At 46.4% G+C, this 13,342-nt stretch carries 12 protein-coding genes; 9 read left to right on the forward strand and 3 right to left on the reverse strand.

Annotated features, from left to right (window positions below; translation table 11 throughout):
• Nucleotides 1–65: 65 nt before the first annotated feature.
• Genes bamJ through V1358_RS05745 form a run of 3 tightly spaced genes read right to left on the reverse strand, consistent with a single transcriptional unit; the run spans nucleotide 66 to nucleotide 3,462 of the window.
• Nucleotides 66–545, reverse strand: a complete 480-nt coding sequence (bamJ, locus tag V1358_RS05735; protein WP_347392876.1) for a BamJ family beta-barrel-assembly machinery protein — start codon at nucleotides 543–545, stop codon at nucleotides 66–68.
• The gene (locus V1358_RS05740) at nucleotides 535–2,943 is read right to left on the reverse strand and encodes a Lon protease family protein (RefSeq protein ID WP_347392877.1); all 2,409 of its coding nucleotides are present in this window, start codon (nucleotides 2,941–2,943) and stop codon (nucleotides 535–537) included. The genes bamJ and V1358_RS05740 overlap by 11 nt, the downstream gene beginning before the upstream one ends.
• A gap of 60 nt (nucleotides 2,944–3,003) precedes the next feature.
• Nucleotides 3,004–3,462: a zinc ribbon-containing protein gene (locus V1358_RS05745; protein WP_347390989.1), complete on the reverse strand. Its 459-nt coding sequence runs from the start codon at nucleotides 3,460–3,462 to the stop codon at nucleotides 3,004–3,006.
• Between the two features lie 476 nt (nucleotides 3,463–3,938).
• Between V1358_RS05745 and leuS the strand changes: the two genes are divergently transcribed.
• Genes leuS through V1358_RS05790 form a run of 9 tightly spaced genes read left to right on the forward strand, consistent with a single transcriptional unit; the run spans nucleotide 3,939 to nucleotide 13,318 of the window.
• A complete protein-coding gene (gene leuS, locus V1358_RS05750; RefSeq protein ID WP_347392878.1) occupies nucleotides 3,939–6,521 on the forward strand; it encodes a leucine--tRNA ligase in 2,583 nt (860 codons plus the stop codon).
• Nucleotide 6,522: 1 nt separating this feature from the next.
• Complete coding sequence (locus V1358_RS05755) at nucleotides 6,523–7,017, forward strand: LPS-assembly lipoprotein LptE (RefSeq protein WP_347390991.1); 495 nt, start codon at nucleotides 6,523–6,525, stop codon at nucleotides 7,015–7,017.
• The gene (gene holA, locus V1358_RS05760; protein ID WP_347392879.1) at nucleotides 7,017–8,051 is read left to right on the forward strand and encodes a DNA polymerase III subunit delta; all 1,035 of its coding nucleotides are present in this window, start codon (nucleotides 7,017–7,019) and stop codon (nucleotides 8,049–8,051) included. Before V1358_RS05755 ends, holA begins: the two co-directional genes overlap by 1 nt.
• 2 nt (nucleotides 8,052–8,053) lie before the next feature.
• Complete coding sequence (gene nadD / locus V1358_RS05765; protein ID WP_347392880.1) at nucleotides 8,054–8,704, forward strand: nicotinate-nucleotide adenylyltransferase; 651 nt, start codon at nucleotides 8,054–8,056, stop codon at nucleotides 8,702–8,704.
• 44 nt (nucleotides 8,705–8,748) lie between these two features.
• On the forward strand, nucleotides 8,749–9,066 hold the full coding sequence (rsfS, locus tag V1358_RS05770; protein ID WP_347390994.1) for a ribosome silencing factor: 318 nt from the start codon (nucleotides 8,749–8,751) through the stop codon (nucleotides 9,064–9,066).
• A 3-nt stretch (nucleotides 9,067–9,069) separates the two neighbouring features.
• Entirely contained in the window at nucleotides 9,070–9,540 is a 471-nt protein-coding gene (gene rlmH / locus V1358_RS05775; RefSeq protein ID WP_105190439.1) for a 23S rRNA (pseudouridine(1915)-N(3))-methyltransferase RlmH, read from the forward strand.
• A 9-nt stretch (nucleotides 9,541–9,549) separates the two neighbouring features.
• A complete protein-coding gene (gene mrdA / locus V1358_RS05780; protein WP_347392881.1) occupies nucleotides 9,550–11,433 on the forward strand; it encodes a penicillin-binding protein 2 in 1,884 nt (627 codons plus the stop codon).
• Nucleotides 11,430–12,533: a rod shape-determining protein RodA gene (rodA, locus tag V1358_RS05785; protein WP_347390996.1), complete on the forward strand. Its 1,104-nt coding sequence runs from the start codon at nucleotides 11,430–11,432 to the stop codon at nucleotides 12,531–12,533. Before mrdA ends, rodA begins: the two co-directional genes overlap by 4 nt.
• Complete coding sequence (locus tag V1358_RS05790) at nucleotides 12,533–13,318, forward strand: septal ring lytic transglycosylase RlpA family protein (protein ID WP_347390997.1); 786 nt, start codon at nucleotides 12,533–12,535, stop codon at nucleotides 13,316–13,318. The genes rodA and V1358_RS05790 overlap by 1 nt, the downstream gene beginning before the upstream one ends.
• Nucleotides 13,319–13,342 lie beyond the last annotated feature (24 nt).

Genomic DNA, 13,342 nt, shown 5'->3' on the forward strand with positions numbered 1-13,342 from the left:
AAAAAGCACAATGCGACGAAAGGCATAAAAAAACCACCGGCAATGCGGTGGTCTTCATCAATGGGTTATCGCTCGATACTGAGTAGTTCGACCTCGAATATCAACGGACTCGCGGGTTCAATAATGCCCACTCGTCTGTCGCCATAGGCCAAACGTGCCGGGATATACAATGTAGCCTTATCGCCCACATGCATTTGCTGCAGGCCTTGTTGCCACCCAGCAATGACTTGATTTAATCGAAAATCGATTGGCTTATCTCGCTTGTACGAGCTGTCGAATTCACGCCCATCCAACAAGGTGCCACGGTAGTGAACGCGTACTTTGGATGTAGCTGTAGGTTGCTCAGCGTCTTCATTGCGAGTGTGCCACAGCATGTGTACGCCACTTTCAAGCTTTTCAACGCCTTCCTTATCATGGTTTTGCGCAAAGAACTCGGCCTCTCTTTGCTTGTTCAAAGCTGCAACCTGACGGTTCTTTAGATGACCACGGATTGTCAGCACAACGAGCACAGCAATAATAACGAGCAAAATAGTGTTAAGCATCATCGTTCTCCTCACCGCCCACTATCGCCGCAATTGCGCGTAAGCGCTCCATTGCTAAATCATGAATACTGCCTTTTGGATAGGCGCCATCTTTGAGCTCTCCACATTCTTTACCCGTTAATAAGCTCAAAGCTTCGTCAACACTCGACACTGGATAAATGTTAAAGCGGCCACTGTCGACAGCATCTATTACATCCTGATTTAAAACCAGGTTAACGCAGTTGGAACGCGGGATAATCACCCCCTGTTGGCCAGTTAGTCCACGCATTTGGCACAGCTTAAAGAAGCCTTCTATTTTCTCGTTTACGCCGCCAATTGCCTGCACTTCACCGCGTTGGTTAATTGAACCTGTCATGGCTATGCCTTGATCAATAGGCACCTGAGTAATACCCGATACCAATGCACACAACTCTGCCAACGATGCGCTGTCGCCATCAATATAGCCATAGCTTTGTTCAATCGCGATATTTGCACTCAAGGTTAAGCTGAAATCTTGCGCATATTTGCTGCCCAGATAGCCCGTTAACAACATCACCCCTTTAGAGTGAATCGCTTTGCCTAGCTCTGCTTCACGTTCAATGTCTATAACACCGTCACTGCCGGCATACACTGAGGCACTAATACGAGCAGGTGTACCGAATGAAGTATCTCCGACGTGTAATACGGTTAAACCGTTAACCATGCCCACGGCGTGTCCTTCTGTGGCAATAAGAATGTGCCCTTCACGGATATCGCTGAGCATATTCTCACTCATCTGCCCGGTACGGTATTCTTTCCCCGCGAGTGCTTCTTGAACATGGCTGGCGTGGATTTCTTCGCTGTTATCTTGGCGTGCATAGAAGCTTGCTTCAGCAACCAACTCAAGTACATCTGCAAAACGCGCCGATAGCTTCAATTGATGCTCCGCTTGGCGATGACTAAAGCGTAATAGCAGCACCATAGCATCACAGTTAAGCTCTGTTTTCAGCGTTTCTCGACAATATTCTTGTACCTTGGTAATGAATTGGTATTGATACTTGTCAGTGCCTGGCAGGTAATAATCGAAATCCGCCAAAACGCGAAAATGCTCTGCAAACTCTTCATCGTATTCATTGAGTGTGTAGTACAAATCACGCGAGCCTAGCAGGATGATTTTTACATCCAGTGGGATCAACTGAGGGCGCAACGTGAAGCTACTACCCACTGAGCTGTCTTGGAAGGGTAAATCGTTCTTTATTTGGTGCGTTTTAAGTGACAGTTTCAAGCCGTCCCAGACTTGAGAGCTTGCCATCACTTTCTCAGCATCCATAATCAAATAACCACCATTTGCGCGGTGCAAGGCGCCTGGCTGAATACTGCGATAACTTGTAACTAATGAGCCCTGCGAGGTTGAGTACTCGATTTTACCGAATAAATTACCGAACGTAGGATTTGGCTCATAAATAACCGGTGCTGCATCATTTTCTTTGTATGGCACGAGTAGGTTAGGCGCAAAAAACTCAGTAAGCATCTCTTTGCGATCGTATTCTTCTTCGCTTTTATCGTTACTTTGCTCTTCATCTAACCATTCGAGCACGGTATCTACTAGCTCTGAGCGCAAGTCTTTGAGGTAACGCAACACACCAATATGGGTGGCATACTTGTGTTCAAGTTCACGTAAAAGCGGTTTAATAGCAGCTTCTGCGGTTGCTTTTTTCAGTTTGCGCAGTGCTTCGCTGGACTCTCGTTTCCATTTAGGTAATTCAATAAGTGAATCGATTAAGGCATCTTCTAACTCACCAATCGCTTCAATAAAGCGCTCTTGTGTTTGCTCATCCAAGGCACCAAATTGCTCGTCACTGAGGCGCTGATTATCAACAATTGGCACAAAGCCAACATTGTTGTCGTCTTCAATAAGTTCAACGCTATGCTGGTTCGCTAATTCTTCCACAGCTGCGAGTGCATCTTCGTATTTGTCTTCGAACTCACGGTCGATAGACTTTTTCTTACGCTGATACCCCGGGTTATCAAATGCAGCAGGGAATGTATCAAGAATTTCTTCAAGTACTGCGTCAATGTCATCCACAAGTACTTGGCCTTCACCAGGATTCATCAGCAGCGCAATAGGCTCTCGGTGATCTTGGTAGTTATTTACATACAACCACTCTCTGGGCGTTTCGCGGTCTTTGGCGTGTTGTTGCAGTTTATGCTGCACAAGCGTAAAACGCCCTAGCGCCGGCTCGCCCATCACATAAGCGTTATAGCCCGGCAACTGCATGCCTAAAGCAAAGTCTAGCGCACTATCAGCGCGCTTTTGGCCGATAAACTGCAACTCTTCTGGATAAGGATGAGCCAGACAAGTACGAATGTGATTGTCGGAAATTTGCGGCGCAAGCGCGCTTGCGCTAAGGGTGTCAGTAACACCCGATGTCTTTTTAGTCATACAACACGTCTTATGTTGGGCTCTTCGTGAGCCCTTGTTATTTTACCCGTTACACGACCCTTAAGGCTGCAACGCTTGACGATTAAAGTGAATGCCGCCGCATTCTGAACAGGGCTTTATTTCACTGGCGTGGTAAACGTCTTCTTGGTGATGACAATTCTGGCACACTAAGGTGCCCATGGCTATCCATTCTCCGCTGTGGTACACGCCTTTGTGCTTGAAATCTTGGCTCAACGCCTGCCATTCAAGTTGCGATTTATCTTCGATGTGAGCAAGTTCATACCACAGAGATTCTTTGAGTTCTTGCCAAGCGAGGGAGTTGTAGTAGCTTTCATGTTCAATGAAATGGTCGATGTCACGTTGCAGGTAACGTTTATACTCGTCGTACTTATCTTTACTCAAGTCTTTGAGCGCCTTTTTGGACTCAAGAAAAGTCGTTACCATCTCTTTGACTTCATGTTCGTTCACATCTTTGAGCCAATCACTCAACTGCGATAACCACTGACGATAATCTGTCATTTGAAATCCTTGTGAAAATTAAGACCTTATATCTTAACTATAGTCTGCTTGTGGACAATTCAATACTCGGGTCTGTTTATCTTTCAACGCAAGTTTTTAGCAGTGCGTTTAATCTAAAGGCAAGCAAGAGCATTCGCAGTGTGATTACTACTGGTGATTAGGTGATAACTCGGCTTAAATACCAAGCTCAAGCGGGCCAAAGACCTCTGCCTAGCGGCGATTAACTCTTTATTACCGATACTGATTTAGCGAATGGCTGTGAACAGACATGTAAGTCTTGTGCAACTTTCATTAAGCCCACTAGCTTACAAATCTCGCACTGCGGGTAAGCGGCCCTTATTTGCACAAAATTCAACCTCCAAAGGTTAACAAACCTTGATAATAAAAAAGCCCGTTGCTTGCTGTGATTAAGCATTGATTTGGGGTATGCTATCGGGCAAATTTGTCATCATTTTGCAAGAAGTCTGGAAGAGTAGATGCAAGAGCAATATAACCCGCAGGAAATCGAAGCGAAGGCCCAGTCGTACTGGGACGAAAACAAGGTATTTAAAGTCACAGAAGACGACTCAAAAGAGAAGTTTTACTGTCTCTCAATGTTCCCTTACCCAAGTGGCCGACTGCACATGGGTCACGTGCGTAACTACACCATCGGTGATGTAGTGTCTCGCTTCCAGCGCTTGCAAGGTAAAAACGTAATGCAACCTATGGGTTGGGATGCGTTTGGCCTACCAGCAGAAAACGCGGCGATTAAAAACAACACAGCGCCGGCTAGCTGGACTTACGAAAACATCGATTACATGCGTAACCAATTAAAACTATTAGGTTTTGGTTATGATTGGGATCGTGAAATCGCAACCTGTCACCCAGAGTATTACAAGTGGGAGCAGTGGTTCTTCACCAAGCTTTATGAAAAAGGCCTTGTATACAAAAAAATGTCGACCGTTAACTGGGACCCAGTTGACCAAACAGTACTTGCCAACGAGCAAGTAATTGACGGTAAAGGTTGGCGTTCAGGTGCCGTTGTAGAGCAAAAAGAAATTCCACAATGGTTCATCAAGATCACTGACTATGCACAAGAGCTTCTTGACGACTTAGATAAGTTAGAGCATTGGCCTGAGCAAGTACGCACAATGCAACGTAACTGGATTGGCCGCTCTGAAGGTGTTGATATCACTTTCAAACGTGCTGATGGCAAAGGTGAATTCAGCGTATACACCACGCGTCCTGACACCTTCATGGGTGTGACCTATGTTGCTGTTGCAGCTGCTCACCCAATCGCACAAGAAGCAGCGGCTGCTAACGCAGAGGTTGCGGCATTTGTTGAAGAGTGCAAAAACACCAAAGTGGCCGAAGCTGACGTCGCTACCATGGAGAAAAAAGGTATCGCGACTGGCCTAACTGCTGTACACCCTCTAACTGGCCAAGAAGTACCAATCTGGATCGCCAACTTCGTATTAATGGATTACGGTTCAGGTGCGGTAATGGCTGTACCTGCACATGACCAACGTGACTTTGAATTCGCCACAGCATACGGTCTTGAAATCAAACAAGTTATCGCTGCAAACGAAGGCGATGAGTGCGACTTATCAAAAGCGGCATACACAGAAAAAGGCACACTAGTTAACTCTGGTGAGTTTGATGGTCTTGACTTCGAAGCTGCATTCAACGCCATCGCCGACAAGCTAACTGAGCTTGGTGTAGGTGAGCGTAAAGTAAACTTCCGTCTTCGCGACTGGGGTGTAAGCCGTCAACGTTATTGGGGTTCACCAATCCCAATGCTGAACAAAGAAGACGGTTCAGAGCTTGCGGCACCTGCGGATATGCTGCCAGTGCGTCTTCCTGAAGACGTAGTAATGGATGGCGTAACCTCACCTATCAAGTCAGACCCAGAATGGGCGAAGGCGACGATTAACGGTGAAACGGTATTCCACGAAACAGACACTTTTGACACCTTTATGGAGTCATCTTGGTACTACGCGCGCTACTGTAGCCCACGCTACGATGAAGGTATGCTTGAGCCAGGCGCTGCCAACTACTGGTTGCCTGTAAACCAGTACATCGGTGGTATCGAGCACGCTATTTTGCACTTGTTGTACGCTCGTTTCTTCCATAAGTTGCTACGTGATTTTGGTCTAGTGAACTCTGATGAGCCATTTGAGCGCTTACTGTGCCAAGGTATGGTGCTAGCTGAAACTTATTTCCGTAAAGACGAAAAAGGCGGTGACATCTGGATTTCACCAACTGACGTTGAAACAGAAAAAGACGACAAAGGCCGCATTATTAAAGCGTGGCACAAAGACGATGGTCAGCCAGTACAAAGCGCTGGTATGAGCAAGATGTCTAAGTCGAAAAACAATGGTATCGACCCGCAACAGGTAATCGACCAATACGGTGCAGACACCGTGCGTTTATTTATGATGTTTACTGCGCCGCCAGAGCAAACACTTGAATGGTCTGACTCAGGCGTTGAAGGTGCGCACCGTTTCATCAAGCGTGTATACAAATATGCCGTTGATGTAAATAACGCAGGCTTCGTAGCACTTGATGTTGCAAGTTTATCGAAAGAGCAAAAAGAACTTCGTCGTGAACTACACAAGGCGATTGCTAAGATCACCGATGACCTAGAGCGTCGCCAAACGTTCAACACTGCGATTGCTGCGGTAATGGAGTTATCGAATAAGTTGATTAAAGCGCCGCTAGAGAACGATGGTGACAAAGCAGTTGCTAACGAAGCGCTAGAAGCGATGTTAATCATGCTTGCACCTATTACTCCGCACCTATCTCACCAGTTATGGCAAGACCTAGGTAAGGAAGGCGATGTACTTGACGCTAAATGGCCTGTTGCTGACGAATCAGCTATGGTTGAAAGTGAAAAACTCGTTGTTGTTCAAGTAAATGGTAAAGTACGTGCTAAGCTAACTCTAGCTGCAGATGCTGACCAAGAAGCGGTTGAAAAAGCAGCATTTGACGACGTTAACGTACAGAAATTCACGGAAGGCCTAACAGTGCGTAAAGTAATTTACATCAAAGGCAAAGTCCTTAACGTGGTGGCGAACTAAGATGTTCGCCGCATCACGCCTGTTAAAAACAGTGATGCTTAGCTGCTTAGTCTTGGTACTAAGCAGCTGCGGCTTTCACCTGAAACGTGCCTCTGACTTACCTAGCGATCTCATGATCATGGAAGTGACGGCCACCGATACTAACTCAGCTCTGTATGCGCAACTGATCAATGAACTTGAAATCAGTAATGTGCAAGTGAATGATAACCTTCGCGCCAATTCACCAACGCTAACCTTGGTGTCAGATTCACTCGACAGACGCGCATTATCCTTGTTTAAAAACGGTCAGGTTGCCGAGTACGAGCTCATATACTCTGTGTCGTATACCCTAGAACGTGCAGGCGATAAGCCTGTTGAGCAGTACTTTGAGTTGTATCGCAACTATCAGGATGACCCTGATAACGCCTTGGCTAAAGCCAATGAAATGAACATCTTACTGCAAGAGCTGCGTAAACAAGCAAGCCGCCGAATTGTTCGGGAGCTAGCTCAACTCTAATGCGCATCTACGCTAACCAATTACCACAGCAATTACAAAAAGGCCTAGCGCCCTTTTATATGGTGTTTGGTGAAGAACCCTTTCAGGTCAATGAGTGTGTGGCGCAAATTAAGCACAGCGCAAAACAACAAGGTTTTGATGAAGTTATCAAACTGACCGCTGGTGCCCAATTCGACTGGCAAGAGGTCGATGCGCATTATCAAAGTATGTCACTGTTCAGTGCACGAACCCTCATTGAACTAGACCTCAATGGTCATAAGCCTGGAAAGACGGGTTCTGAGCATCTCAAAAGGTACGTTGACGCACCGAATCCCGATTGTGTCATCGTATTGCATGGGGCAAAGGCGTCCCAAGAAATTCAACGCAGCGCGTGGTTTAAAGCACTCGATAAACAAGGAATGTTTGTTCCCTGTTATCCGCTTACAGGCCCTCACCTTAGACGTTGGCTAGATGGCCATTGTCGTCGATTAACGCTCAATCTCGAGAATGACGCCAAACAGGTGCTACTAGACACCACTGAAGGCAATTTACTTGCCTGTCATCAAGAGTTGGAAAAGCTATCGTTGTTGTTTGGCCAAAAGGCGATTGATGGTCGTACTTTGCTGCGCATCCTATTGAACCAAAATCGCTTCGATATTTTCGATTTAGCTAATGCGGTACTCAGTGGTGATAGTGACAAAACCATGCAGGTGTTACAGCGTCTGCAGAATGACAATACAGAACCAACAGCCATAGCGTGGGCGTTAACTAAAGAAGCACAGCAGTTACAAAAGCTCATAGCCTTGCAAAATAGTGGTGTAGACTTCGCCAACGCGTGTAAGCAGTTAGCTATTTGGAAGAATCAGCAAGGTCTATACAGCCAAGCTCTACATCGTATAAACGGGCACCACGTTACTCATATCTTAGATTTATTGGCCGATTTCGACGGTGCCTATAAACGCGGCCGTTTAGCTTCGCCTTTTCCTATGCTCGCGCACATTAGCATTAGTTTTTGCCGTAGTTTGCCATTCCCTGCCCCTTGCTTTGAGGAGTAAACATGCTGTTATTTGGTGGCACGTTTGATCCCGTGCACAATGCCCACATCAATATGGCGCAGCAGTGCCTTGCTCATTTTCACGAAACAAGGCTGCATTTTATGCCCAACCGTGTGCCAGCTCACAAGCAAGCCAGCGGCATAAGTAACGAAGACAAGTTAGCCATGCTTAAACTGGCAACGGCGCATAACGACGCATTTGTGATCGATGAGCGCGAATTGCACCGTCAAGGCCCGTCATATTCATTGTTAAGCTTGCAAGAGCTAAGAGCTGAACTCGACGGCAAAGACCAACAGCACGAACCTATTTTATTTTTGATGGGGATGGACTCATTCAATAGCTTCGATACCTGGTATCACTGGCAGGAAATTCTGACTTTGTGCCATCTTGTGGTTTACCAACGTCCGCACGAGAATTTGGCACCATCACAAGAGTTACGCGCATATTTACACACTAACCAGTGCAACAAACCAGCACAGTTGCAGTCTAACGTTGCAGGGCTAGTGTACTTTCTAGAAGGTCCTCAGCGCGATGAATCGTCAACGCATGTGCGTGAGCGACTGCTCAACGGCTTAGATTGCACCAGCCTATTACCAGATGCAGTGAATCAATATATCCTTGATAAGCGTCTGTATATGGGCTCACAAAAGTGATAATATTCGCTGCTTAAGACATTTAATTAGACAGAGAGTTAATTTTGCAAACCAACGAACTTCTTGACTTTGCATTAGACAAAATTGATGACATGAAAGCCCGCGACGTGATCACATTAGACGTACGCGAGACTTCAAGTATTACAGATTACATGGTGGTGTGCTCAGGTAACTCAAAACGCCAAGTCCAATCTATCGCTGCACATTTAGCTAAGGAAGCCAAAGAGCATGATTTGCATGTGATTGGTCAAGAAGGCCAAGACGTAGGTGAATGGGTGCTGGTAGATTTGGGTGACGTGGTTGTACACGTGATGCAAGACGAAACCCGCGACTTTTACCAATTAGAAAAACTTTGGGGTTAACCTTTGAAGATTCAATTGGTTGCTGTTGGCACCAAAATGCCTGCTTGGGTTGAAGCAGGCTTTAGCGAATACCAACGCCGTTTCCCCAAAGATATGGCGCTGGAGCTCATCGAAATTCCCGCAGGTAAACGTGGCAAAAATGCCGATATAAAGCGTATTTTGCAACAAGAAGGTGAGCGTACCCTCGCAGCTATCCCAAAAGGCAACCGCATTGTAACCTTAGAAGTGACAGGCAAAGCAATGGACACCCACCAACTAGCTAAAGCGATGGAAAAATGGCAGCTAGATGGCCGAGATGTGAGCTTGTTGATTGGTGGTCCAGAAGGTTTGGCACCGGAATGTATTGCTCGTTCGGAGCAGAAGTGGTCTTTATCGAATTTGACCTTGCCACACCCATTAGTGCGCATTATTGTAGCGGAGAGCCTTTATCGAGGCTGGAGCTTAAATAACAATCACCCTTATCACCGAGAATAATAACGAAAAATGCTGCGCAAACGCACTCCTATTCGCGACCATTCTGCCGAAGCCAACTTGTTTGCGCGTCGCGCTTTCACCGCTTTTATATTTGTTCTTATTCTCGTTGCGATACTGGTATCAAATCTCTATAACTTACAGATTGTTGCGCATCAAACTTACCAAACGCGCTCGAACGATAACCGCATTAAAGTTATTCCAATCGCACCTAACCGCGGCTTAATCTACGATCGCAACGGCAATTTGCTTGCCGAAAACAAGCCAATATACAACCTTGAAGTTATTCCTGAGGAAGTCGATGATCTCAATGATTCGTTAGACCGGATCAGTGCCTTAATTGACATCACAGAACAACAACGCCAAGAGTTTTTAGACGATATTCGCAACAACCGTCGATTCAACAGTCAGGTGTTGAAAAGCCGCCTTGACGACAAAGAAGTCGCGTTATTTTCAGTAAACCAGCATAAGTTTCCAGGCTTCAATATTGAGGCTCGTTTGGCGCGCTATTACCCCTACGGTGACACCCTGACCCACGCTTTGGGCTATGTCGCCAAGCTCAACAAAAAGGAGCTGGCGATACTCGAAGCGGAAGACTTAGCCACCAACTATCGTGCAACACGCGACTTCGGCAAGTTAGGCTTAGAAAAATTCTATGAAACACAACTGCACGGTGAAGTCGGCTCTCAATCGGTGGAAATCAACAACCGTGGGCGAGTACTAAGAACCCTAGATGAAACCGCACCAGTGCCCGGCAAAGACTTGACCTTAACTTTGGATATCGGGTTGCAGCAAATTGCTCAATTGGCATTGCAAGATATGCGTGGTGCCGTGATTGCACTCGATGCTAAAACCGGTGGTGTATTGGCGCTTTACTCAAATCCAAGCTACGACCCTAACCTCTTCGTGCATGGTATTAGTTCTAAAGATTACAAAGAGTTACTCAATCCTGACCGTCCTTTGATCAACCGAACAACGCAAGGTCGTTATGCTCCTGCATCTACCATCAAGCCGCACATGGCGATTTTTGGTCTAGAAGAGGGATTGGTAAGTGAAACCACCGAAATGTGGGATCCCGGCTTTTTCCAAATTCCGAATGTTGATCACAGATGGCGCGATTGGAAACGCTGGGGACATGGCCATGTTGACGTGTACAAAGCCATCGAAGAATCCTGTGATACCTATTTTTACGATATCGCCTATCGTGCTGGGATCACCAAGATCAGTAATTTTATGGCGCAGTTTGGCTTTGGCGACCTCTCGGGCATCGATATCAAAGAGGAAGCTACGGCGATCCTACCTACAGCTGATTGGAAGCGCGGCCGCTTTAGAGAATCTTGGTATCCTGGGGATACGATTTCAGTGGGTATAGGCCAAGGATATTGGACAGTAACACCCATACAAATTGCCAACGCTGTGAATATCATGGTCAACAAAGGTAAAAATAATCCGCCACATTTAGTGCAAAAGCTTAGTCACGATGGGGTAAGTGAAGACATCAATAACGATGAAAAACCACCCGTAGTACTCAAGAACCCGCGTCATTGGCAAATCGCTTTAGACGCCATGCACAACACGGTAAAAAAGACCACCGGGACAGCACACAAGGCGTTTAAAGATACGAACTATGACTCGGCGGGCAAAACGGGAACGGCTCAGGTTGTCAGTATCGCTCAAGGAGAGCGCTATGATGCAGAGAAGTTGAAGGAACGTCATCGCGATAATGCTATTTATGTTGGTTTTGCGCCATTCGACGATCCGCAAATAGTCGTAACTGTCATTGTTGAAAACACCGGTGGTGGCGGTTCCGTAGCAGCCCCAGTTGCGCGTAAAGTGATGGATTATTACTTCATTGCTAATCCGCTTGAAGGTAAAAAAGAGGCGCCCAAATCATGATCCCTGTTACTGCAAAACAATCGATTTGGCAGCGCGTCCATATAGACCTCCCCTTGTTCCTCGCGATTATGGCAATGATGGCGGGTAGCTTGGCCATTGTATACAGCGCCAGCGGTCAGGATATGGGCATGATGATGCGCCACAGTACCCGCATGGGTGGTGCGATTTTAGCCATGCTTATCTGCGCACAAATCTCACCAACTACACTCAAGCGCGTCGTTATCCCTGCCTATGTTGTAGGCACCTTAATGCTCATCGCTGTGTTGTTTGTGGGCGTCAGTTCCAAAGGTGCACAGCGCTGGCTTGATATTGGCATTCGTTTTCAACCATCAGAAATTATGAAGCTCGCTGTGCCTATGTGTGTCGCGTGGTACATAGGCCGAAATCATTTACCACCGAGGTTGAGCCACCTTGGGGTTGGTCTAGCGATTGTTATGGTGCCAACCTTATTAATCAAAGAACAACCCGATTTAGGCACCTCAATTTTGATTGCAAGTTCAGGTATTTTCGTGTTGTTTTTAGCCGGTGTAAGCTGGCGCCTCATAGGCGGACTCAGTATTTTAGTTGGCGCTGGAGCCCCCCTTTTCTGGCACTATGGTATGCACGCATATCAGAAACAGCGTGTTTTGACTTTCTTAAACCCTGAAAGCGATCCCCTTGGGTCTGGCTACCATATTATTCAGTCAAAAATTGCCATCGGCTCTGGTGGTGTTGAGGGCAAAGGATGGTTGCAAGGTACTCAATCTCAGCTAGAGTTCTTACCTGAACGCCACACTGACTTTATCTTCTCAGTATTGAGTGAAGAATTTGGCCTAGTTGGAGTACTGATACTACTTGGCGTGTATTTGTTTATTATTGCACGCGGCTTATTTATCGCGGTCAATGCGCAAGAAGCGTTTGGTAAATTGCTAGCCGGCGCACTAACGCTTACCTTCTTCGTTTATGTTTTCGTAAATATTGGCATGGTTTCCGGTTTACTCCCCGTTGTGGGTGTGCCTCTGCCACTTATCAGTTATGGGGGTACCTCCATGGTGACGTTATTAGCTGGTTTTGGCATCATCATGAGTATTGCCACAGAAAAAAGGATGTTGAATAAGTAATGATGACTCGCAAGATTATTCTTACCCTAATGTGCTTGGTTATTACTGCCTGTAGTACATCTCGTGCGCCCACATCTCAAAGCGATCGTTACTCAATGCAGCATGATGCAGCTCCCCTGCGCCACCCGAATAATCTTGAGCTAGCAGATGCCGTCGTCACCGATGAGCCAAAAAGTGCTGCGGCAAATCGCCCTTATGTCGTCAGAGGTAAGCAATATGTGCCTATGTTTGACGAAAGTGGTTACACCGAAGAAGGGATTGCTTCATGGTACGGTAGAAAATTTCACGGCTACCACACCTCAAACGGTGAGACCTACGACATGTTTGCGATGACTGCTGCACACAAAACACTGCCATTACCAAGCTTTGTAAGAGTCACCAATGTGGATAACGGCCAAAGCGTCATCGTCCGTGTTAATGACCGTGGACCATTCCATGAAGACCGAATAATCGACTTGTCTTACGCTGCGGCATACAAATTAGGTTATCACCTAAAGGGTACAGCAAGGGTTAAGCTTGAAGCAGTTACCCTAGCCGACTCAAAGCCTCGTACAAAGTACATTCAAGTTGCGGCTGGCTCTAAATTGGAAAATATCCAAGCCCTTGCACGCCAGCTTGAACAGGACTTTCACGTCCCAACCGATATAAAATCGCAAAATGATGGAATTTTTCGCTTGCGATTAGGTCCAATAGCTGACGAGCATCAGGCTAAGTCGTTATTAGAGCAGTTAAAAAGTAGACAGTTCGCGCAAGCGTTCTTGCTTTATGACGACCAAGCCCTTTAAGATATCGGTAGAACCGCATTTTCA

This window comes from Pseudoalteromonas pernae (genome assembly GCF_039831865.1).
GTDB classification, from domain to species: domain Bacteria; phylum Pseudomonadota; class Gammaproteobacteria; order Enterobacterales; family Alteromonadaceae; genus Pseudoalteromonas; species Pseudoalteromonas pernae.

Coding starts and splice junctions, on each gene's coding strand:
- nadD (WP_347392880.1), top strand. CDS start 8,054: ATGCTGTTATTTGGTGGCACGTTTGATCCCGTGCACAATGCCCACATC.
- bamJ (WP_347392876.1), bottom strand. CDS start 545: ATGATGCTTAACACTATTTTGCTCGTTATTATTGCTGTGCTCGTTGTG.
- holA (WP_347392879.1), top strand. CDS start 7,017: ATGCGCATCTACGCTAACCAATTACCACAGCAATTACAAAAAGGCCTA.
- leuS (WP_347392878.1), top strand. CDS start 3,939: ATGCAAGAGCAATATAACCCGCAGGAAATCGAAGCGAAGGCCCAGTCG.
- V1358_RS05740 (WP_347392877.1), bottom strand. CDS start 2,943: ATGACTAAAAAGACATCGGGTGTTACTGACACCCTTAGCGCAAGCGCG.
- V1358_RS05790 (WP_347390997.1), top strand. CDS start 12,533: ATGATGACTCGCAAGATTATTCTTACCCTAATGTGCTTGGTTATTACT.
- mrdA (WP_347392881.1), top strand. CDS start 9,550: ATGCTGCGCAAACGCACTCCTATTCGCGACCATTCTGCCGAAGCCAAC.
- V1358_RS05745 (WP_347390989.1), bottom strand. CDS start 3,462: ATGACAGATTATCGTCAGTGGTTATCGCAGTTGAGTGATTGGCTCAAA.
- rodA (WP_347390996.1), top strand. CDS start 11,430: ATGATCCCTGTTACTGCAAAACAATCGATTTGGCAGCGCGTCCATATA.
- V1358_RS05755 (WP_347390991.1), top strand. CDS start 6,523: ATGTTCGCCGCATCACGCCTGTTAAAAACAGTGATGCTTAGCTGCTTA.